Source organism: Bdellovibrionota bacterium (assembly GCA_040386775.1).
In the GTDB taxonomy this organism is placed as follows: Bacteria; Bdellovibrionota; Bdellovibrionia; order Bdellovibrionales; family JAEYZS01; genus JAEYZS01.
This window is the reverse complement of record JAZKEU010000008.1, coordinates 134813-153931: the sequence shown is the minus strand read 5'-3', so window position 1 is coordinate 153931 and position 19119 is coordinate 134813. Positions and strand designations below refer to the sequence as shown.

23 protein-coding genes are annotated in these 19119 nt (G+C 36.6%); 8 read left to right on the top strand and 15 right to left on the bottom strand.

The window, feature by feature from the left end; all coding sequences use genetic code 11:
* Position 1: 1 nt before the first annotated feature.
* Positions 2 to 532, bottom strand: a complete 531-nt coding sequence (locus V4596_03680) for a hypothetical protein (GenBank protein MES2768224.1) — start codon at positions 530 to 532, stop codon at positions 2 to 4.
* 40 nt (positions 533 to 572) lie between these two features.
* Entirely contained in the window at positions 573 to 1364 is a 792-nt protein-coding gene (locus tag V4596_03675) for a hypothetical protein (protein ID MES2768223.1), read from the bottom strand.
* Positions 1365 to 1780: 416 nt separating this feature from the next.
* Here V4596_03675 and V4596_03670 point away from each other — a divergent pair, with 416 nt between their 5' ends.
* The 3 genes from V4596_03670 (at position 1781) to V4596_03660 (ending at position 3654) form a co-directional block, all read left to right on the top strand.
* Positions 1781 to 2410 (top strand): LysE family transporter, encoded by a 630-nt coding sequence (locus V4596_03670; protein ID MES2768222.1) that lies wholly within the window; start codon positions 1781 to 1783, stop codon positions 2408 to 2410.
* Positions 2411 to 2553: 143 nt separating this feature from the next.
* A complete protein-coding gene (locus tag V4596_03665) occupies positions 2554 to 2865 on the top strand; it encodes an antibiotic biosynthesis monooxygenase (GenBank protein MES2768221.1) in 312 nt (103 codons plus the stop codon).
* Between the two features lie 126 nt (positions 2866 to 2991).
* On the top strand, positions 2992 to 3654 hold the full coding sequence (locus V4596_03660; GenBank protein MES2768220.1) for a hypothetical protein: 663 nt from the start codon (positions 2992 to 2994) through the stop codon (positions 3652 to 3654).
* A gap of 5 nt (positions 3655 to 3659) precedes the next feature.
* On the opposite strand, the gene V4596_03655 is transcribed toward V4596_03660, so the two are convergent.
* A complete protein-coding gene (locus V4596_03655; GenBank protein MES2768219.1) occupies positions 3660 to 4259 on the bottom strand; it encodes an inorganic pyrophosphatase in 600 nt (199 codons plus the stop codon).
* 164 nt (positions 4260 to 4423) lie between these two features.
* Between V4596_03655 and V4596_03650 the strand changes: the two genes are divergently transcribed.
* Positions 4424 to 5347, top strand: a complete 924-nt coding sequence (locus V4596_03650; protein MES2768218.1) for a DUF4424 family protein — start codon at positions 4424 to 4426, stop codon at positions 5345 to 5347.
* A 37-nt stretch (positions 5348 to 5384) separates the two neighbouring features.
* Here V4596_03650 and V4596_03645 read toward each other — a convergent pair whose 3' ends face one another.
* Entirely contained in the window at positions 5385 to 5732 is a 348-nt protein-coding gene (locus V4596_03645; GenBank protein MES2768217.1) for a hypothetical protein, read from the bottom strand.
* A 412-nt stretch (positions 5733 to 6144) separates the two neighbouring features.
* On the opposite strand from V4596_03645, the gene V4596_03640 reads away from it, so the two are divergent.
* Both V4596_03640 and V4596_03635 read left to right on the top strand, forming a co-directional pair.
* Complete coding sequence (locus tag V4596_03640; GenBank protein ID MES2768216.1) at positions 6145 to 6783, top strand: hypothetical protein; 639 nt, start codon at positions 6145 to 6147, stop codon at positions 6781 to 6783.
* A gap of 111 nt (positions 6784 to 6894) precedes the next feature.
* On the top strand, positions 6895 to 8175 hold the full coding sequence (locus V4596_03635) for a hypothetical protein (protein ID MES2768215.1): 1281 nt from the start codon (positions 6895 to 6897) through the stop codon (positions 8173 to 8175).
* A 183-nt stretch (positions 8176 to 8358) separates the two neighbouring features.
* Here V4596_03635 and V4596_03630 read toward each other — a convergent pair whose 3' ends face one another.
* Entirely contained in the window at positions 8359 to 8688 is a 330-nt protein-coding gene (locus tag V4596_03630) for a DHCW motif cupin fold protein (protein ID MES2768214.1), read from the bottom strand.
* 426 nt (positions 8689 to 9114) lie between these two features.
* Positions 9115 to 9936, bottom strand: coding sequence for a hypothetical protein (locus tag V4596_03625; protein ID MES2768213.1), 822 nt, complete (start codon positions 9934 to 9936; stop codon positions 9115 to 9117).
* Between the two features lie 173 nt (positions 9937 to 10109).
* Between V4596_03625 and V4596_03620 the strand changes: the two genes are divergently transcribed.
* A complete protein-coding gene (locus V4596_03620) occupies positions 10110 to 10634 on the top strand; it encodes a DUF4267 domain-containing protein (GenBank protein MES2768212.1) in 525 nt (174 codons plus the stop codon).
* Positions 10635 to 10676: 42 nt separating this feature from the next.
* Here V4596_03620 and V4596_03615 read toward each other — a convergent pair whose 3' ends face one another.
* A complete protein-coding gene (locus V4596_03615; protein MES2768211.1) occupies positions 10677 to 11156 on the bottom strand; it encodes a nucleotidyltransferase in 480 nt (159 codons plus the stop codon).
* A complete protein-coding gene (locus V4596_03610) occupies positions 11131 to 11352 on the bottom strand; it encodes a hypothetical protein (GenBank protein ID MES2768210.1) in 222 nt (73 codons plus the stop codon). The genes V4596_03615 and V4596_03610 overlap by 26 nt, the downstream gene beginning before the upstream one ends.
* 247 nt (positions 11353 to 11599) lie before the next feature.
* On the opposite strand from V4596_03610, the gene V4596_03605 reads away from it, so the two are divergent.
* A complete protein-coding gene (locus tag V4596_03605) occupies positions 11600 to 12373 on the top strand; it encodes a hypothetical protein (protein ID MES2768209.1) in 774 nt (257 codons plus the stop codon).
* Between the two features lie 54 nt (positions 12374 to 12427).
* On the opposite strand, the gene V4596_03600 is transcribed toward V4596_03605, so the two are convergent.
* The 7 genes from V4596_03600 to V4596_03570 all read right to left on the bottom strand — a co-directional run bounded on the left by V4596_03600 (position 12428) and on the right by V4596_03570 (position 19067).
* A complete protein-coding gene (locus tag V4596_03600; protein MES2768208.1) occupies positions 12428 to 12778 on the bottom strand; it encodes a hypothetical protein in 351 nt (116 codons plus the stop codon).
* A 92-nt stretch (positions 12779 to 12870) separates the two neighbouring features.
* Complete coding sequence (locus V4596_03595; protein ID MES2768207.1) at positions 12871 to 14232, bottom strand: hypothetical protein; 1362 nt, start codon at positions 14230 to 14232, stop codon at positions 12871 to 12873.
* 1 nt (position 14233) lies between these two features.
* Entirely contained in the window at positions 14234 to 15664 is a 1431-nt protein-coding gene (locus tag V4596_03590) for a hypothetical protein (GenBank protein ID MES2768206.1), read from the bottom strand.
* The gene (locus V4596_03585; GenBank protein MES2768205.1) at positions 15661 to 16443 is read right to left on the bottom strand and encodes a hypothetical protein; all 783 of its coding nucleotides are present in this window, start codon (positions 16441 to 16443) and stop codon (positions 15661 to 15663) included. The genes V4596_03590 and V4596_03585 overlap by 4 nt, the downstream gene beginning before the upstream one ends.
* Positions 16444 to 16452: 9 nt before the next feature.
* Positions 16453 to 17226, bottom strand: coding sequence for a hypothetical protein (locus tag V4596_03580; protein ID MES2768204.1), 774 nt, complete (start codon positions 17224 to 17226; stop codon positions 16453 to 16455).
* 15 nt (positions 17227 to 17241) lie between these two features.
* The gene (locus V4596_03575; GenBank protein MES2768203.1) at positions 17242 to 18165 is read right to left on the bottom strand and encodes a hypothetical protein; all 924 of its coding nucleotides are present in this window, start codon (positions 18163 to 18165) and stop codon (positions 17242 to 17244) included.
* On the bottom strand, positions 18162 to 19067 hold the full coding sequence (locus V4596_03570) for a TIGR02147 family protein (GenBank protein ID MES2768202.1): 906 nt from the start codon (positions 19065 to 19067) through the stop codon (positions 18162 to 18164). The genes V4596_03575 and V4596_03570 overlap by 4 nt, the downstream gene beginning before the upstream one ends.
* Positions 19068 to 19119: the final 52 nt, after the last annotated feature.

Here is a 19119-nt window from a genome sequence, read left to right as displayed (position 1 = left end):
TTCAAAGAGAAATTTGAGTAGTATGACTTTGAAGGACTATGTCTCGGTCTAAATCTTCGTCCCTTACTTTCATAGTATAATGGACTAAGCTTCCATCTTGCTTACGATCTACCACAGTGAATAGACCATTAGAGCCCTTTTCGACACGGATAACGTTATCAAATACTCCGCTATTTCCAAAATGATATTGAATACCATTGGTCTTCGTTTCTTGAGAATCGTCTCTTTGATCAATTCTTTTAATCAATATCAGGGTCTTAGTTCCAATTAATAAAAACCATTTAGGCCCTGATATAACGTCAACTACCTCTTGAGTAAATTTAAAGCTATATTCGGCATCGAAATATTTATTTTCAAGAAGTAGTTCTTTCCCGTTTAAGTCTGTTACGCTGATTTGACCTATAGAACTTATTTCTAATTTAGCTTCTCCATTTTTACCGATCTCATTTCTTGAAAAAAGCGAGGAGCATGTATTAGACGCATGCAAATTGAAATTTAAAAGTATGATAATAAAGAATATTAATAATTTCATTATATGATCCCTAGTTTAGATTAGCATCTTTATATGCAACTCATGCCATACGCTGTAGTATTTCAAGCGCAGTAATATTTCTGTTTTCAAAATTAAGCATTTCGGTCGTTAACGTATCGGCTTGCTGCGAAGAATACCCAATTTCAACAAGTGCATTTCTAATATTCATTTTCACAGCCTCAATAGGAAGCTCTTGAGTTCTCATCTCATCTATAGCCTTGATTTTTGTAACTGAAGCCAATAGATCCACGCGTCCTATCGAAATCTTTCCTGATACAGTATGAACAACGACACTGCCATCGTCTTGTGGGACAACTTTAATTACCTGATCTCTCAAAACTAATGGATTTATGTTTATTTGGCTTTGTCTTTTTTCTTTGTAATTAGATGACAAGAATTTATCAATTTCAATCGAGACTAGCTGCAAATGTTCGGAGTAAGTATTAGTAGCAACTACAAATTTTCCATTGGGAGAAATATTCCAATTGGTAATAGCGCTTCTGTCGCTGTATATTTGTGTCCAAGTGTTCATTTCAAAAGTATTATCTTTTGGTGAAAAAACAATAATATCTTTACCTGTTCCTACAACAATACGGCCATTAGGTAATTGAAACGGAATAGCCAAGCCATCGCCATACACTAATGTCTGAATATGGCCATCTTCAAATATCGCATCAATCCCGCTGTTTGTTTTGATCAAATTAACTTTTGAATTTGAATAAAAATGTGATTCGGAAGAGCTAAAAAGTCCTGAGCAATGTCCAAAACTCTCACCAGCGTAGGCATAAGTTCCAACACATAAAACAACACATACAAGTAGTGATTTTATCATAATAGCTCCTAAAAAAAGTGATTTTATCCGTAATTGGTTTAAAAATGGAAGTGTTATGTCTTTAACAGGTATTGATTACAAAATATTCTTAAGTTATTCATTATGTCAGCTATTTCGATGAAAGAATTATTTAAAAAGCCCCTTCAATAATGAAGAGATTTCGTTATCCGCTAATTGTTTGGATTCCTTCTTAAAAGAAGAACATTTGAATTCAGTAGAATGTTAGCAAAGGTCTAATAATATCGAAGCGCTTCATTTTCACTGCTAGCAGTAATGCATTTTCTCCTTGAGAATTTCGATCTGTCTCCGATGACGTTATTTGCGAGATATCGCCATTTTTCTCTTCAATAATTCCAAATATTTAGATAGTGTTTTTCAAGTGAATTCATACGGGTCTCGAACTTTTGGAGTCATAAATGTTAAGTATTTTCGCTCAAGGTTTTTTTCTACAGGCAAGTTTAATTCTGGCTTTGGGCGCTCAAAATATTTTTGTACTTAACTCTGGCCTTCGTAAACAAAGGCATTTGCTAGTCGCCTCTGTTTCTTCCTTGTGCGATACGCTTCTTATTTTCATTGGAGTTCTTGGAGTAGCTACGTTCTTTATTCAGTTTCCACTATTAAAGATTGGGCTTGGAATTATAGGTGTAGGCTTTTTATTCTTCTATGGAATATTAAAGCTGAATGAAGCAAGAAATGGGATCTCGCTTTCCCAATCTTCAAAACAGACAACAACCATTAAGCAAACAATTCTAGCCGCTCTTGGATTTAGTCTGCTTAACCCACATGTATATCTTGATGCTATTGTGTTAGTAGGCGGGTATTCATCTAAGTTCGGCAGTTTAACTGAAAGATTTTATTTTGGCGCTGGAGCATCCTTCTTCTCAACTCTTTGGTTTTTTGGACTAGCTCTCCTCGCCTCAATTGCTAGTCGCTTTCTAAACAACCCAAAAGCAATGAGGATAGTCTCTTTATTTTCTGGCCTTATTTTAATTGCGCTTGCTTTGAAGCTAGGCACTGATGTTCTTGGATGGATAAAAGAAGTTTAAATCTTCGATTCCCAGCAATAAGTTCTAAGCTCGTCCCACCTGCCCCGCCACTATTTTCCTGAACAAATTCAATAAAATAAAAAATTAGGGCATTTGAACTATGGAACTCTTTGCATTTTCAAATAATGCCTCTATGCTAAATCATGATTTCTAAAACTCCCAACCCTCCATATTATGCAGCTATATTCACTTCTATCCGAACAGATGGTGATAATGGCTATGGATCTATGGCTGATAAAATGGTTCATCTTTCGCAAATGCAGGCAGGTTTCTTAGGAATGGAATCAGTGCGTGATTCAAATGGTTTTGGAATTACAATTTCATACTGGGAAACACTTGAGAGTATTACTAATTGGAAACAAAATATAGAGCATCGTGAAGCTCAAAATCTCGGAAAAGAAAAGTGGTATAAGCAGTTTAAAGTAAGAATTTGCAAAGTAGAGCGAGATTATTAATTATGATCTATGTTATTCAGCTTGTTGTGTTTTTATTGAGCTTACTTGAATAACTTGAAGCGCCAACCGTTGGGCTCTTGACAGGGATACTCAGTTCAATAATGCTCCAAATCTTTAAGGGGAATTATGCACAAATTTTTAAAACTCATCACTGTATTACTTTATTTTGCATCTTTTGGTATAAGTGCAAGTGAGAATTCCCTATTCATTGATTCTAAAATCAAAAATGGTGAGTCCGTTGAGTTTTTAAAATTCAGTGGCCCGGGGCAATGGGATAATTACCTTACGATGAATCTGCCATTTGAACCTACAACGGGTCTCTTGCAAGAACTTCAGAACAAAGAAAATTTAATTCTTAAAAACAGAGGAGAAGCTCATATCACCGTGATTACTCCTGTTGAATACTGGAATATATTAAAGCCTCTAAACATCACCATGTATGAAATCAATCAAATTGCGGAATCTATGAAGATTCAAAGCTCCCAGTTTGATATTCTTTGTTTAGGAATAGGAAAATCAACTGCAGATAAAGAGCTAAAAACATTCTATATTGTCGTTCATTCAGAAAATCTCTTAAATATAAGACGAGAAATCCAGAGTCTAGTGGTTGCTAAAGGCGGAAATTTAAATGACTTCGATCCAGATCACTTTTACCCTCACATTACTCTAGGATACACACAAAGAGACCTGCATGAGAGCGATGGCGTGTTTAAAGATAAAAATACTTGTATCTACCAACTAACAACTTTCGACAATAGGTTCCAAGCTCATCCCAATTTTCAACTCTAAGAAAATTATTTATTGAATTCGTTTTTATAATCTTCAAGGGCAGCTAAAATTACTTTTTTAGCGCCATCTAATCCGTATGTTTCATCTATTGTAACTTCAGATTGTTGATTAGGTTTTAATTTATATGTTAAAAAATAATGCTGTAGTCTTTGGAGAAGAACAGAAGGAAGTTGGCCAATGTCAGTTACACCGCTCCAGTAAGGATCGTTTTCTAGAACACCAATGATTTTATCGTCAGCCTCGCCTTTATCTACCATTCTCAGTCCACCGATGACTCTTGTGGGAACTAAAACTTCGCTGCGAGTGATTGGTCGCTCGCTAAAAACACAGATATCCAGAGGATCTCTGTCGCCTTTTAAATTTTTTCCTGAAATTTGACCTACCTGAGTATCGCAATAAGTTTGAGGAATGAAGCCATACAAAGCTGGTGGCAATGAAGAGTTCACTTGCGGTCGATCTACTTTTAGGTATCCAGTATCTTTATCGATTTCGTACTTAATACCATCGATAGGCGTAATTTCTATATAGGCTGTTACTAGCACAGGAGGTTCTTTACCAGATGCTATTCCATGCCAAGGATGCGGACGAAATTTTTGAAAACTCATAGATTGAATTGTACCAGCATCTAAGCATTCTCGACAACTCAAAAGAGTTTTGAAAATCAGCGCGTTTTAGCTATTGACTCTTTTGAGTATTAACAAAAAACTAATTCATGGTTTTTTAACAGAATTGATGAATTGTCATTAATTTGTAGATTTATTGGAACATTATGAAAATATATATTCTGTTTTTAATTTTCGTTATTTCAGATCTTGCCATGGCAAATGATGGTTATTCCGCTATAGGCGCAGGCGGGATCGTATTTAAGAAATCTAGCAATATAGAGATGTTAACAGAAGTACTCACGATTTCTAAAATGAATGTGAATGTAAAATATGAATTTATAAATCGAGTTGGTGAAGCCGAGGCAAAAAAGACTGAAAAGGCTTTAATAGCATTTCCAATGCCAGAAATGAGTTGTGGTTACTGGGGTAAATCGAATGCGCCTGAGGATTTCTCAGTTGTAGTTGATGGAAAAAAAGTAGAATACCGAAAAGAAGTCAAAGCCTTTAAGGACGGACAGGATGTAACCGAACAGATAAAAAAAGCCAAGTTGCCAGCTGATTGTCGGGAGCTCGATAAAAATAAAGAACTATTCAAGAAAGCGCAGAAAACAAAATGGGCTGAAGATTATAATGGGACCGATCCCGAAGACGTTCTATATAAAACAAGAATTACATATTATTGGGAGCAAGAATTTCCGCCCAATAGAATTGTGAAAATTGAACACTCTTATGCGCCTGTATTGGGTGTGGATAGCGGAAGTCCCGCTTGGTTTTTTAATATGGCTCCGCATTGGGATAGAAATCCAAATTTGCGATGGGAAACTGACAAAAATATTAAATCTCTTGAATTTCAACGTTCTGACATTACAGGCGGAAATTCACTGAATTATATTCTGACAACGGCCAAAACTTGGAGCTTGGGTGGAGTTAGTCAATTTACACTAATTATCAAACGAGACGCTCCAGAAACCTTTGTAGGCTCGACACTCGGACCCTTAAAGGCTATTGATAAAAATACTTTCGAATTTCGTGCTTCAAACTTTGCTCCTGATCGTAATTTAACAGTTTTTTTTGGAAAATCTAAGTAATCACAAATAAGTTTCTCATCTTCAGAACGGTAGGGGCTCACTCCGGGCAAGCAACATTACCGTTATAAGATTCAATGCAGCTTTTGGCATTACCACCACAAGCAACGTTGCCGTTATAAGATTCAATGCAGCTTTTGGCATTACCACCACAAGCAACCTTGCCGTTATAAGATTCAATGCAAACATTTACATTTCGTCCGCAAGCAACGTTGCCGTTATACGACTCAATACAGCCTGTCGCATTTTTGCCGCAAGCGACCTTCCCATTATAACTTTCAGTACATCCTGATTTGCCATCTTGGTCTTGAGATGATGAAGTCCCGTCAAATGCAGATACTGACATACAGATACTGAATAATGACAATACCAATAATATTTTTGTCATAGTCTCCTCCTGAAATACCAATTAAATGGTTTTAACCATTCTGTTGTTAATAATCCATTTACGCATCACCTGTCCCGCGCAAGCAGGGAAAGGAGATTGCATCTAAAAAACATGCATTGATATCTAACACTTTAAGTCATTTGAGTGGTGAAAAAAATCTTAAACATATACTCATTACATGCTGTGGCTCTTCACCGACCTATAATTGGTTTTGGCTGGTATGCTCGATAAAGAGTTTAAAAGTTGACTCGCGTCGTACAATTTTTGGTACAGATAAAGCATAGAAAAATATAACTTAATTTTGTTAGCGTTTTTAAGCATTTTAAGGGCTGTTATTCTAACAAAATTAAGCAAGGTGTATATTAATTAGTCAAAATTCAAACCAAAGAGTTGAATCTACTTTAGGTGGTTTATGAAATTGTTGGTCGATGATAATCAAATTTTAAGACAAAGCATAAAATTTCTTTGCATATTGTTTGCTCAGTTTTTTATTCTTGGTAATTATAGTAATGCTTGGGCCTTGCCTGATGTCGATCCAAAATATGCTAATGAGTATGCAAAAGTCAGGGAAGATTTAAGTTTGCCCGCTACAGAGATGGTGCAAGATGCTTACAATAATAAAAATCCATACTTAGCCAAGTTCATTCTCGATCGACCCGCTGAAATGGAATTTATTTTGGCATCAGGAATCTCGCCTTATCGATTCTCAAGCCCAGAGAAAAGTAAGGCCGATCTAGAAGAGTTGATTACTCGGACTCAAAGTTCGTCAGATAAAACTGAACTTCAGCAAAAAGAGTTAATTTTGGGAGATGCTTATCATTGGTTAGGTCATGTATATAACGATAGACGTGAATATGCAAAGGCCTATGAATGTTTTGTCAGATCTCATGTGCACTATCAAAAAACTTCTCTTCAATATTCGCCAAGGATAAATCCGCAAATTATTGTTCAAGAGCATGCATGGTTTCATTTAAAACAGAGTATGGATATCTTTAGACAATTGGTTTCCAAGCCTGAGTTTCATGGAAAGGTTTGTGCTTCGCTTTTTTAATTAATCGAAAATGATAACTTGATATACATTTTAAGAGTTCGCAACAAACGTATACAATCTTGTACCCAAAAATTGGCACATATATTGTATATAGCTCTATATCATATGCATATGAAAAACCTAATGAATATACTCATACTTATTCTTATTTCTACAGAGCCCACTTTTGCTCTAGCAGGCCTTAGTTGTCGCAGGCTTTTTACAAATACAGAAGTACCCACAGCTAGACCTGCTGCTCCTCAAAAAATACAAACTGACAATATTAATAATTTTTTGAACGATCTAAATAGCATTGCACAAAATGGATTTTGGATTTCAAGAATTGGCAGTACTCGTAATGCAAGAGAAATGCTTGTAGAATCTGTACCATTCAATCAATTTTTACGTGAAAAAGGCTCCAACTCCAAAGCCTTCTCAAGATTATCAGAAGTACAGCAAACGAAGATAATTGGAGAATATCTTTATCAAAAAATTCTTGAGATTAGTGGAGATAATTTACATCGCGAGCAAGATAAATCCTATAACAATGTTTTAGAAACTAGAGTCCGCAAATTGACAAATAATTCAGGTCGAAACAATTTAGAAAAAATAAGCATGAAAAATTTAAGTGAATATACTACTAAATATGAAGCTTCAATACGCTTGGCTGAGTCCAATATTAAATTCAAGAAAGTTCAAGAATGGTTTGATAAATTGGATTTTTATTTTTTTCATAATAGAGCTTTAAAGGTATCGAATGATCTGAATATGCCTTTAATGTCTACAAGAGTTCTTCGTGAAATTGGTTTGGATATTGGGTTAACAAATTTAGCTTTCAATAGATGGTTGAAAAGCGATGAATCTGTTTATTTTCATGTGGATATAAAGTTTAAAAATACTGATAAGATAGCACAAGAATCAGAATATGGTAAAAATACACTTTTAATCAAAGATGATTATGCTGTCGAAAATGGATGGGTATCAACATTTGTAATGTATCCAGATGAACTTGTTAGATCAATTGGTTACTCGCTTCATCCTAAAGAAACAGATAAATATTTAACGAGATTTGGAAGTTTATTAAAAAGGAAGCATCCAAATGATGCCGATTGGAAAAGTAACTTTGAATCTAATCCTGATTTTTGGAATACATTAAGACAATCACAAGGTCAGCTTGACTTTACTGTTAGAGATTACAAAGAATTTGTACGATTAGTCTTTTTGGGAGAAGTTAGCCTTCTATTAGAAAAAGACAAGAAAGAATTCCACGAGGCTTATGTAGAAATTTTATCTGCAGAACACCCAATGTCCGCCATAAGAAATTTTGGATTCAATCCTGCCAACCTACCCTCGTATTGGGAATTCAAAGTTCAAACAGCTGTTCCCGAAACAGCCATCGAAATCATTCGATAAATCAGGTATTAGAAACAACATTTATACCTCCCCCTCAATTCACGATAGTCTCTTGCATGTTTACCAATATTTTCGGAGTTCTCTTTTTCTTTTACAAAAATTGATATTTATCCTTGTTATTATTTCGGCATGATACCCACCCGCCATTTTCAAAAATAATTTTTAAAGCAGGAGATTGATTGGTCAGTCTACAATAAAGAGCTTCGCTCCATCTGCAGATGAAGATCGATGTGGTTCTGCATTCGATGCCACTTGGTAAGTCATACCAGTGCTCATATTGAATTTTCGACCATCTTTTAATTCCGTTACAAGCGAGCCTTCTAGAACAAGTAAGACGTGACCACGAGAACACCAATGGTCAGCGATGTAACCAGGCGTATATTCCACCATTCTAACGCGAATATTTTCGACTTCAAGAGTTCTCCAAAAAGCCTTTCCCACCTCTCCTTTGTGCTCCGTGGATGAAATCTTACTCCAATCGGTTGTCATAAAAGGGATATTTTCAATTTTCACAGTATTCTCCTTTGCTTTTCAATAGCCAACATTATGGCTAACAGCGGATATGGTCATCAAAAAAAATTCTTTTAGAGGTCTCTGTTTAAATGGCCGCACGTTTTTGAGTGCATGTCCCTAAGAGATCGTGGCGTAGTGGGTAATTTTATGATTCAAGTGGACAGTTACGAACAAACTTCTATCCAAATGGATATGGAATGTGGAGTAGGATTAGAATAATTAAAGGTACAGTGGGCGGTACCTTTTTACTCAGGTTCCGCCACGAATTAGAAATAATAGTAATAGAATCGGTAATGGAATTCCTACCAGCCATAGTAGAATCCAACCGATGGCACCTTTTTGATTTGAAATAATTTCTGATGGGTTCATTTTATAATCCTTTGTTTAATCGTTTTTAATCGAAACTTAAAGTTCATGTTTTTAAATCTATGTACGCGTTCTCTTATAATCTTTTTTAAGATCATCATGAGTATCTAAAGTATATTTTTCGTTACACTTTGTAGCCAACAATCCACCAACGCCTGAAGAGATCATTCCTAAAACTAGAATAACAAATAAACTCCATCCCGTGGCCTTCATGGCACTCGCGGTAGCCTCACGAAGTTTTGTCGTTGCTTCATCTATTTTTGCTTTAGCTGCATTGATTTTTTGATCCACTTCTGATGCGGGAACACCTGCTTGATAGGCTAAGTAATTTTTGGCGCTCTCGTCATCACCACGCAAAAGCCTACTCGCAACACCTTTAGCTACTACTGCGGGATCAGATTTTAATCTCAATTCTCCAAAATTATCTTGCACGATATCTTGAACCATTGGATTTTCGCTGGCGGCTGTCGCGGCACCACCAACTGCAATTGTTGCAGCACCCATAGCATGTCCTGCGGCTTTTCCGATCGCACCAACTACTGAATTCACTTGGCACATCACAAAAATCAAAAAGACTGCGCCTACAACCATACCTTGCGTAGTTCCTAGAGCGTCCACTTCGGTACGACCAAGGCGTGAAGCCAAGTAGCCACCCGAAAATGCCGCGAAGATTGTAGCAATGATTAATGATCCTGCGACGAACGTACCCGCAGCTTTAGCTGAAGACCCATCGGACAAACCGATACCTCCAAATGCCACGGACAGAGCCAAGAATCCAAGGAAAACGACGATTGCTAAGGCCAGTCCTGCCAATGTCGACTTCCAACATATAAGATGTTTATGAGTATGAGGTGTTTCTAAATAAGCTTGATCGCTTCGCATGATGCTTTCCTTTTGTTTAAGTTATACTGCTTATGCAGCTTCCTACCCCATAAATTGCAAACTCAATACCAGTAAAGACCGAGCCCAAACTATTTATATTTATTTAGAAGACTTTTTGTAACCTAACACGGGGATATTTTTCTGTACCTGGGTAATCCTGCCCTGAGCTTTAAGTGCCAAAAAAAATTGCACTTGCAGAGCCCGCACTCAACTCTTGCCACCTGCCCCGCCATTTTTCACTTCAACAATCTCCAATGTTTAGATACGCTTTTACAAGTACGACAATGGATCTTGAACTTTTTTATTGTTTTAAAATTGGAGTCAATCGAATGAATGTACCAACACTTGCTCACTATATTGCTCTCATCATAGGGCTCCTTACTCTTCTAATTGGTGTTGCAGCAGTGTTAAAACCGGAACCAATGTCAAAAAAATTTGGAATTTCTGTAAATGGCCCTGCTCTTCCATATGTTGTGAGCACAGGTATTCGAGATGTTTTTATAGGACTAACTGTTTTGATTTTATTTTACAAAGAACAATGGAACACGCTTGGTGCTATCAATCTTTGTATTGGAATTGTAGCGGTTTCTGACTTTTTAGTAGTTCAAAAGAATGGCGACAAAAAAACTTCTTGGATTCACCTTTTTGGCGCCATTGCTGTTACTGGATACGGTACGTGGTTAATTCTTAGTTACTAACCCAGCATTCAGTTCTAAACTCATCCCATCTGACTAGGTAAACTATTTTTTCATTTTTTGAATTTGCTTAAGATGATTTAGAGTTTCTCTATCTTTTGGACGAGTCATAGATTCTTTGATTTTTATTAAATCTTCTAGGGAAATGACTTTGCATTTGTAATTGTAGAGGTTAATTTCAATAGCATTTTTTTTGATAACTTCAAAATTTCCCACAGGTGGAAGTTCTGACATAATATCTAAAATTCCAAGATTAGTCTTAAGGTAAATATTTTTAATATTACTTAAATCCTTCGGTTGCTCCATAAAAGAAATTTTAGCATTTGGATTCATTCGATGAATAGGATTTAAGTCTTTCAGTGCTTGGCGAAGTTTATCGATCTCTTCATCTGCCATAGCAACACAAATATCAAGGTCTTGAGTTACTAAAGTTGATCCATGCAATACACTTGCAAATCCACCAACTAGAACAAAATCAATATTATTTTTGAGAAGCCTTTCAAGAAGTTCTTTGAGATTTTGCACGGAGCAACTCTCCTTGAGATTTAAGATCTTGCATCAATACTCTTGCGTTTTCATGGGCTTCAATGCGTTCTTCATAGCTCATTGATAAACGTTCTTTTATGGATATAGCGGCCAAAGCCTCAGCTTCTTTGGAAATGGCACTAGCATCTAGATTTTGATCTTCTTTTTTTAAACCCATTAACTTTAAGTAATCCATTAAAACTCAAAGTTTATCAAATAAAACCTCAAACAACCCTCATATCTGTTTAAAGCTCCAACAAGGCTCTGCGTTATGCATTCCTCAAAGCAGGGAAAAGTCCTAAACTCGTCCCACCTGTCCCGCCATTAAATTCGATAGGTTTAAGCTTCATTTTTATAGATATTTGAAAAATGTTAAGCCACTTTTTTTCAAAAGTAACATTCTAACTATCTTGTGCTCCATTATTGATACTAAATCAAAAACTATGAAAAATTTAATCTCAATTAAACACATTTTGAGTTTGTTTATATTAATAGTTTCTCTGAAATCAAACGCGGATTTACTTTCTATCCAAACCAAAATAGACACTGACTCAAAAAAAACCTTTTTTTACTTTCCTAACATAGATGAAGCCCTGAAGGCCTCTGGCATTTTTCCTAGCCCATCTTGTGCTAAAGTCCCTATTAGCACTCCTACCAAAGAAATCGAACCTGTGCGGTTTGTGACGCTAGAGCGAGGGGGGCAACCTATATCTCTTCCCCTTGAAGAAGTATTAGCCCCAGGTTTTAATATCATTCCAGGCTATCCCCAAGCTCTACAAGAAGGGAATAAACTTGAAAGTATCACTCAGTATTTTTCTTTACCTGATATTATTTTTAAGGTGGACGTAACCGAATGTATACCTAAAAATATTACCGATAATCTTTACCAATATACTACAAGAGGCAATTGCTTCAACGCAGCCGTTCGTTTTCATGCTCCTGAAGAACCGATGGAGTCAATGGACCAAGAGGTACTTGTTGAATTTTTAAAAAATTGTGAAGAGGTTACGAAACCTCAATTTGGAGATATTGGTGTATTTATTCTTATGGGCAAACCTGAGCATGCATTTGTCTACATCAAAGATAACTGGGTATTCACTAAAAATGGAGAAACCTCGAAAGCTCCCTACCAATTTCAAAGATTTCATTTAACTGAAAAAATCTATACACCATGGATTACAGAAAAAATGAGATTTTACCGTTGTGGAAAAATATAAACCATAATTTGTGGACAGAGGGGGCGAAAATCCATTCGGCCCCCATCGCACGTTTTAATGACAGTAGTAGTTGTCTACAGGCTTACCTTCGTTCATTGCTACTCTGTAAGGAGTCCATTGATAACAGTAAGTGTAACCGTTCACGCCTTTTCCCCAGTCGTAGTATGAAGGACGGTAGCGTTCGCAGTTGTAGTTTGATACTGGCTTTCCTTCGTTCAATACATATCCATTGGATGACCACATGTAGCAGTAGCCCCAGCCGTTTTTAGCACGACCCCAGTCATAGTAAGAACCTGCTCTGGCATGACTTGATTCTAAAATCCGCTCCGAGTTTTCAAAAGTACGTGGGTTTGCAAAAGTTTGCATGCTTGTAAAGATCAAGCAGAGTGCGATTATTATTTTCATAAATCCTCCTTAGTTTTGTTGTCCTTATATTTTCATAGAACAACTTTTAGTCAACTAAGGTAGTTTTTTTTCGTTCCCTAGAGGGAAACGCATTAATCTAATATGGTTAAACCGCTTGCTGGAAAATATCCCGTGCAACCATAGTGCATAGAATTTTGATCGTCGACTCTAACGAGATAATAAACCTCTGCGGATGGTAAATCAAACAGAGGACCTAATCCGCTTGGTCTAGTTGGCTGAAAAAGGTAATATTTAACGAAATCCACAAGCACTACATTTGTATTTCGGTCAAGATAGCGACAATACTTTTTAAGTCTTTCATTCTTTTTTGCTATCACAAAATGAATCATGTTGGTTTTTGCTTGAGTTTTAATCCTTGTGATATGCTCAGCATCTCTTTTAAAAATTCTTTTTACACCAAAACTCAACATTCTTTTTGTGAGAAATCCTTTGCAGCTTACTTGAGCACCCATAGGAGATGAGGTGCTTGGAATATCAATCACTTCAACATAATACAAATCAGAATTATGATGAGGTAAAAATCTAATCTTACTTCCATTTTCAATAACCTGCAGCTTCTCATTAATAGAAGAAGCACGAGAGCAACCAGGGGTTGTGACACTTTCAAAACTCAGTGTTCTAGCAACATCTCCTATGTCTCCAGGACTTGCCCTAAATCCCTCACCGTAAAAATTGACAGCATAAGGCTCAAGAAGAGCTCTCGTCTCATCAATATGAGTTTCAATAAATGTACGCAAGCTTCTGGCAAGCTCTAATTCCTCTTGTGGAGTTCTCGGAATATTTGGAATTTGTTTTATTTCCTCGTTCTTTTGAACAATACTTTTACTTACAGGAGCCAGAATGCGATTCACAGCAGAGTCGCTGTTAACATCATTGTACATAAGACCCATAAGATCTTTTAAAAGCTCAAATCTCATTTTATTATCTGGAATATCGTAATAAAGACCAAACATATATTCAGCCCACTCCAAACCCAACGTCGCAAACGCAACTCCAGGAGTGTAATCTTCTGCTGTCTTATTTTTTATGCTGCCAATGAGCGAGAGATCAGCTTGATAAAGAGATGAGGCCCATCTCACTCCTTCTTCTAGAACTTTTCTCGAAACAGCATCTCTTTTTTCGGATGGAACGGATTTTTGTAACGAAGAATAAACCACTTGAGTTCTATAAAGCATATTGCGCATTAAAAATTCATTGGAGTTTTTCCCCGACTTTTCTAAAACTTGAACAATTAAATTTCTAAAACGTTCTTCCCGTTCAGTAATAGGTCCTTTTGAAATATCGTCAATTCCAATATCTAAATCATACTTTGCATTCTCAATCCATTTTTCAACTTGCGTCAGCTTCGAGGGATCAACTTCAGTCGAAACGCCTTCCGCGGCATTCAGATTTAAAGAAATTAAAGATAGAAATGCAATTAATAGTATTTTCATTTTATTCCACCATAGTAATATAATGTCTAAGAATATACCCTTTACAGCCGTTAAGCTTAGGGTCATCGCTTACAACTTCTACAAAGTTATAAATCTGCTTAGGATCTATATCTGAAACAATAAATTTGTTTTTTCTGGAAATAAATGACTCAATTACTCCAAGTAAATCAGGCATAAAAAAAGGAAGTGACTTCACATCTTTGCTACTGACTGTAAGCTTTGTATGCTGTGGAATAATAAGACATTTTCTATCATAAGGTTTAAGGTTTTTTTTATCAACTAAGTACACATTCTCTTTAGCTATACCATGCCTACTATTAAAAGTTACAGCTTCACTGACGGGTCTAAAATACTTATCATTTAGTTTATAATCTCCTTCTCGTATTAGCGATGACAAGGAAAGAGTTCCTTCACAATTTGGCAATAAAGGTGCGTAATCTGAAATTTTCGGACTACTTTCTTCCAATCGAAAACGAACTGGCTGATTGTAGTCAAGTTTATCTCCCCACTTCAGCGGCTCAAGAATACGAATGATCATTCCGCTCAGCAAAGGTCTAGAGAATAAAATTTCTGAAAATTCCATACCCTCACAGATAGGAAATATATTTTTATACATTACCGACGATAAAACCTCGAGCCTCAAATTATAGGCATCAAAAGGAATAAGATTCTTATAGATATCAGGGTAATCAGAAATGATATTTTTGATAGCTGAAATATGCTGTTCGATAAATCGGCGGAGATCTCTTGCAGCTTCAAGTTCTTCATTTAGACTTTTTGGATCGTAGTTTTTTAGCTCGGCATGTTTTGATATAATTTTTTTCGAGACAGCTGCGAGTATTTTCTTAACTGCAGCATCATCGTTGATGTCATTATAAAGTAGCCCTAACATATCTTTCATCAAAAGAAATTTAGAGCTGTTGTCCGGCGCTGAATAATACAAATTAAAAACATAATCAGCCCAGCGGAGCCCAAGATTAACAAATGACACTCCTTTGAATTCGCTAGGATCTTTTGAAGTCTTTATTTTATGAAGCAAATCTTGATCCGCCTCATAAAGTGTTAACGCCCACTTTGCTCCTTCCTCTAAGATTCTTCGTGCATATGCATCACGCTTTGGAGATGATGAGCTATTTTGAATGGCTTTATAAACCACCTGAGTTCTATAAAGCATGTTACGCATTAAGAACTCATTTGGTTTTGCATTTGATAATTTTAGAACTTTATCGATAAGATCATTATAACCATTTTCTTGCTCAGGAATTGGAAGCTTAGAGATGTCTTCAATCCCCTTATCCAATTCAAACTTTGCATTATCAACCCACTCTGATACTTCATTGATTCTCTTCGGATCAATATCCGTCGATACACCAACTTGAGCGAAGGAACAGGCTGTTGATAATGTTAATGCAAGAAAAATTATAATCTTCAAAATCTAGTCCCAGACTTTGAATAGGGTGATAATAATTTTTTAGCAGCCTCGATATGTTGCTCCATAAATCTTCTCAAATCTCTGGCAAGCGCAAGTTCTTCAATCGGAGTCTTCGGAGGATTATTTTGTAACTTATTTTTTAACTCTTCATTTTTAAAAGCAATCTTTCCAGAAATTGGAGCTAAAATTCTTTTTACAGAATCATCATTATTGATGTCGTTATACAAAAGTCCCATTAGATCTTTCATAAGTTGTAGTTTGGCCTTATTATCAGGAACTGCATAATAAAGACTAAACATATACTCAGTCCATTGAAGTCCTAGACTAACAAAAGAAACTCCACGAACATAATCAGGGATAGATTGAGATTTCATTTGCTCAAGCAAACTCTTGTCCAATTGGTAGAGTCTTAATGACCACGCCACTCCTTCATCCAAAATTCTGCGAGCATAGGCATCTCGTTTTGGCGAAGGCGCAGTATTTTGAATGGACTTATAAACCACTTGAGTTCTGTAAAGCATATTTCTCATTAGAAATTCATTAGATCTTGTTCCTGAGGCCTGGAGAACCCTAGCAATCAATTGACTGTAAGAGGACTCTTGCTCAGTGATAGAAGATTTAGAAATATCTTCGATTCCCGTGTCCAATTCAAACTTTGCATTGTTCACCCAGTCCATCACTTCGTTGAGTCTTGCAGGATCGATGTCTGTTGAAACGCCTTCTTGTGCAAAAGAAGTCATCGTAAAAGTCAGGCATAATAAAAGTATAAGAGGTTTCATATAAAATCCTTAGTTTTTAGTTAGGGGTAAAAATACAATGGACTGAGGTCTTCCGTCAGAAATTTTTCCAACCACCACCATCACACGCTTCCCGCTTACAATTGTTACAAGCATTCCCGAGATTTCACCTTCGCTGTATTGATACAAGCTATTGTCCAATTTTTGTTCTCTCAAAATAGTTACACCCGCAAGCTCTGATACGCCCACAAACTTTCCAGTTAAACCCAATGAAGGAAGCTGAGTAACAAGATTCAATGTTCCTTGATTGCCCTTTGTGCTACTGACCGAGTTTGAGTTGCTATTGAATAAACCCAGTGGTGCACCTGTATAAACACGTATGTCATCTGAATCAGATGTGAATGCATAGTCTTCAGCAAGCGGGCTTGGAAGAAAGGAGGTATTTTTTTGTCTACCTAGGTGCAAATATCTGCCATGCTTTGCATCGAATCTTTCTTCTAAAATGCCCGCAGGTGGAAGCTTAGCCTCGAGATATTTAGAATTGCTTGTTGTTCCGATTCCCAGAACAGCAAGAGCTGTCGCCCCAATGCATTCTGCTTCTAGAACTTGTCCACCCGCTTTATTTTGAGAGATTAAAAAGATATTGAATCTGCAGCTGGACTGGTTGTTTTCTAAAACTCTATACACCAAAAGATAAGCAGATTTTTTGCTTGAGAGCCCGACACCTTTGAATGCTCCCTCGAGTTGAGAGAAATCCTGTGGAAGTTGCGGTCCCGCAAATCCTTTTAGAGAAAAAAGCAATATAGCTAACGTTAATAATTTCACAAAAATTCTCCTTTATTAATTTCTTCTATTCATTCGGCAGTGATATGCATCTGAAGTTGTTATCACACGGTCTGCAAAGCCTCTTGCTTCTAAACAAGCTTCGCGTTTGCTATAGAATGGACCGTTACCGTTCAATTGTGCTGATAGCATTTGAGCTAAAGAACTAAGACCACTGATCTCACATTTAAATACTCTATTGAGATCATCACGTCTTAAATCATAACTTGCGTAATTAAAGATTTTTACAGCAGCTCTCAATTCGTAAGTGTCATTACCGAAAGCCTCCGGAAGTTGATAGTCAGATCCTTGACCAGCATAAACTTGAAGAAGTGCTATCGCTGTGTCTTTATATTTTGAAGCAAAGATTTCCCACATGCCGCCACCACCATACAAATTTCCACCAGCATAGGTTCTACCATCATCATATTGAGAACCATTCACAGGAGTGTAAGGTCTTTGGTAAGAATTTAATGGCATATAATAATCGCGATCCAGAGGAACAATTCTCTCTTTTACATGCTGCAAATATCCGTAAACAAATCTTAAGGCTCTTCTATCTGCTTGGCAGAATTCTACTTTTTCTCCACAGCTATCATTAAAGATACGATCTAATTCTAAAGCCCTAACCAAAGCATCCTTTGTGAGAGGTTTATAGTTTTTACCCCATTTGCTAAAACCAATAATTGCGCTTTGGATACCTCTGCGGATTGTATTTCTAGCTCTACCAAAATCAGTTCTTGCCTGGTTGAGTGCCGTAGACATTGCAATATCTAAAGTGTCATAGCTATAATCACAATAGTAGCTATCCTCTGAAGATTGAGTTGGATACTCAACTCCAAATTCATTAAGCGTGCCCCCGCCGATATCCGATCCGGCATTCACTTGTCCTGCGATCAGCAATATTGCAAAGACCGCAAGTGTCGATTTTAAAATTTTCATTTCGTTTCTCCTTTATTATTTTTAATAAGATTTAAAACATTTAAATTTAATTGCATGAGCATATTTTTATCACCCTGAGTGTCGGAATATTTATTATTCAACTTTTGGATCAAGCTATCGATCTCAGAATAAACTTCTTTGATGTGATCTTTGTTGATTGAAACCGTCAGAGATCGAAGATATCTTGCCTCGAGTGGCTCTTCTTCGATAAAATCAATCACATTAGAAAGAGTTTGCTTGTGAAACTCTCTCACGGCGAGATTCACAACACTTTGAGTGTATTTTATTTTTTCCATTGATCTCTTGTATCGTTGAGATTCGGCATCAAAATAAATTAATCCTACTTTTTCTAAAAGCTCTAACGCCCCTTTGACTTCTTTAGGAGTGATTTTCTTTCGAAATACTTTAGAAATACTCTCTGGCGTAGGATCAATGTGTGTTAGCGAGAGGGCATCAAACACAGGAATATTGTACCAGTTCGAGAAGAGTTCATACTGGTTATAACTCAACTCAATAGCTGAATTGGGAACGCCTGTTGCGGCCTCTCTTAAGTGTTGGAAATAATATTTTTTAACTGATGGATCTTTAGCCTGATTGTAGTTAATTAGAGATTCAAAGTACTGAGATTCTTTTAAGGTCAAATTAAGTGCGATACAGAACTTCGGAAGGTTTTCATTTGTAATGGGTCTTTCGCCATCAATGATTCTTTTTAGGTAATTGCGAGTTTGAAACTTGGCTTTGTTAGCAAACTGCCCATAGGAAAAGTGAGGGTTAATGGACTTGTTGTATTCGTAGTATGCTTTGAGATACTCACGATAATCCAAATAATCAAAGACACGCGGAGACTTTTGGTCTGCGCTAGCTTTACTAGTTCGAATGTTTTTGTTCGATTCAATTTCCATTTCGTCCCACGTTTTTGGTTTTGCAGTTGTATATCTCAGCGCATTCCCAACT

Coding starts and splice junctions, on each gene's coding strand:
- V4596_03600 (MES2768208.1), bottom strand. CDS start 12,778: ATGAAAATAATAATCGCACTCTGCTTGATCTTTACAAGCATGCAAACT.
- V4596_03635 (MES2768215.1), top strand. CDS start 6,895: ATGAAAAACCTAATGAATATACTCATACTTATTCTTATTTCTACAGAG.
- V4596_03670 (MES2768222.1), top strand. CDS start 1,781: ATGTTAAGTATTTTCGCTCAAGGTTTTTTTCTACAGGCAAGTTTAATT.
- V4596_03650 (MES2768218.1), top strand. CDS start 4,424: ATGAAAATATATATTCTGTTTTTAATTTTCGTTATTTCAGATCTTGCC.
- V4596_03675 (MES2768223.1), bottom strand. CDS start 1,364: ATGATAAAATCACTACTTGTATGTGTTGTTTTATGTGTTGGAACTTAT.
- V4596_03605 (MES2768209.1), top strand. CDS start 11,600: ATGAAAAATTTAATCTCAATTAAACACATTTTGAGTTTGTTTATATTA.
- V4596_03680 (MES2768224.1), bottom strand. CDS start 532: ATGAAATTATTAATATTCTTTATTATCATACTTTTAAATTTCAATTTG.
- V4596_03665 (MES2768221.1), top strand. CDS start 2,554: ATGATTTCTAAAACTCCCAACCCTCCATATTATGCAGCTATATTCACT.
- V4596_03645 (MES2768217.1), bottom strand. CDS start 5,732: ATGACAAAAATATTATTGGTATTGTCATTATTCAGTATCTGTATGTCA.
- V4596_03575 (MES2768203.1), bottom strand. CDS start 18,165: ATGAAAATTTTAAAATCGACACTTGCGGTCTTTGCAATATTGCTGATC.
- V4596_03655 (MES2768219.1), bottom strand. CDS start 4,259: ATGAGTTTTCAAAAATTTCGTCCGCATCCTTGGCATGGAATAGCATCT.
- V4596_03610 (MES2768210.1), bottom strand. CDS start 11,352: ATGGATTACTTAAAGTTAATGGGTTTAAAAAAAGAAGATCAAAATCTA.
- V4596_03570 (MES2768202.1), bottom strand. CDS start 19,067: ATGGAAATTGAATCGAACAAAAACATTCGAACTAGTAAAGCTAGCGCA.
- V4596_03640 (MES2768216.1), top strand. CDS start 6,145: ATGAAATTGTTGGTCGATGATAATCAAATTTTAAGACAAAGCATAAAA.
- V4596_03585 (MES2768205.1), bottom strand. CDS start 16,443: ATGAAACCTCTTATACTTTTATTATGCCTGACTTTTACGATGACTTCT.
- V4596_03595 (MES2768207.1), bottom strand. CDS start 14,232: ATGAAAATACTATTAATTGCATTTCTATCTTTAATTTCTTTAAATCTG.
- V4596_03660 (MES2768220.1), top strand. CDS start 2,992: ATGCACAAATTTTTAAAACTCATCACTGTATTACTTTATTTTGCATCT.
- V4596_03625 (MES2768213.1), bottom strand. CDS start 9,936: ATGCGAAGCGATCAAGCTTATTTAGAAACACCTCATACTCATAAACAT.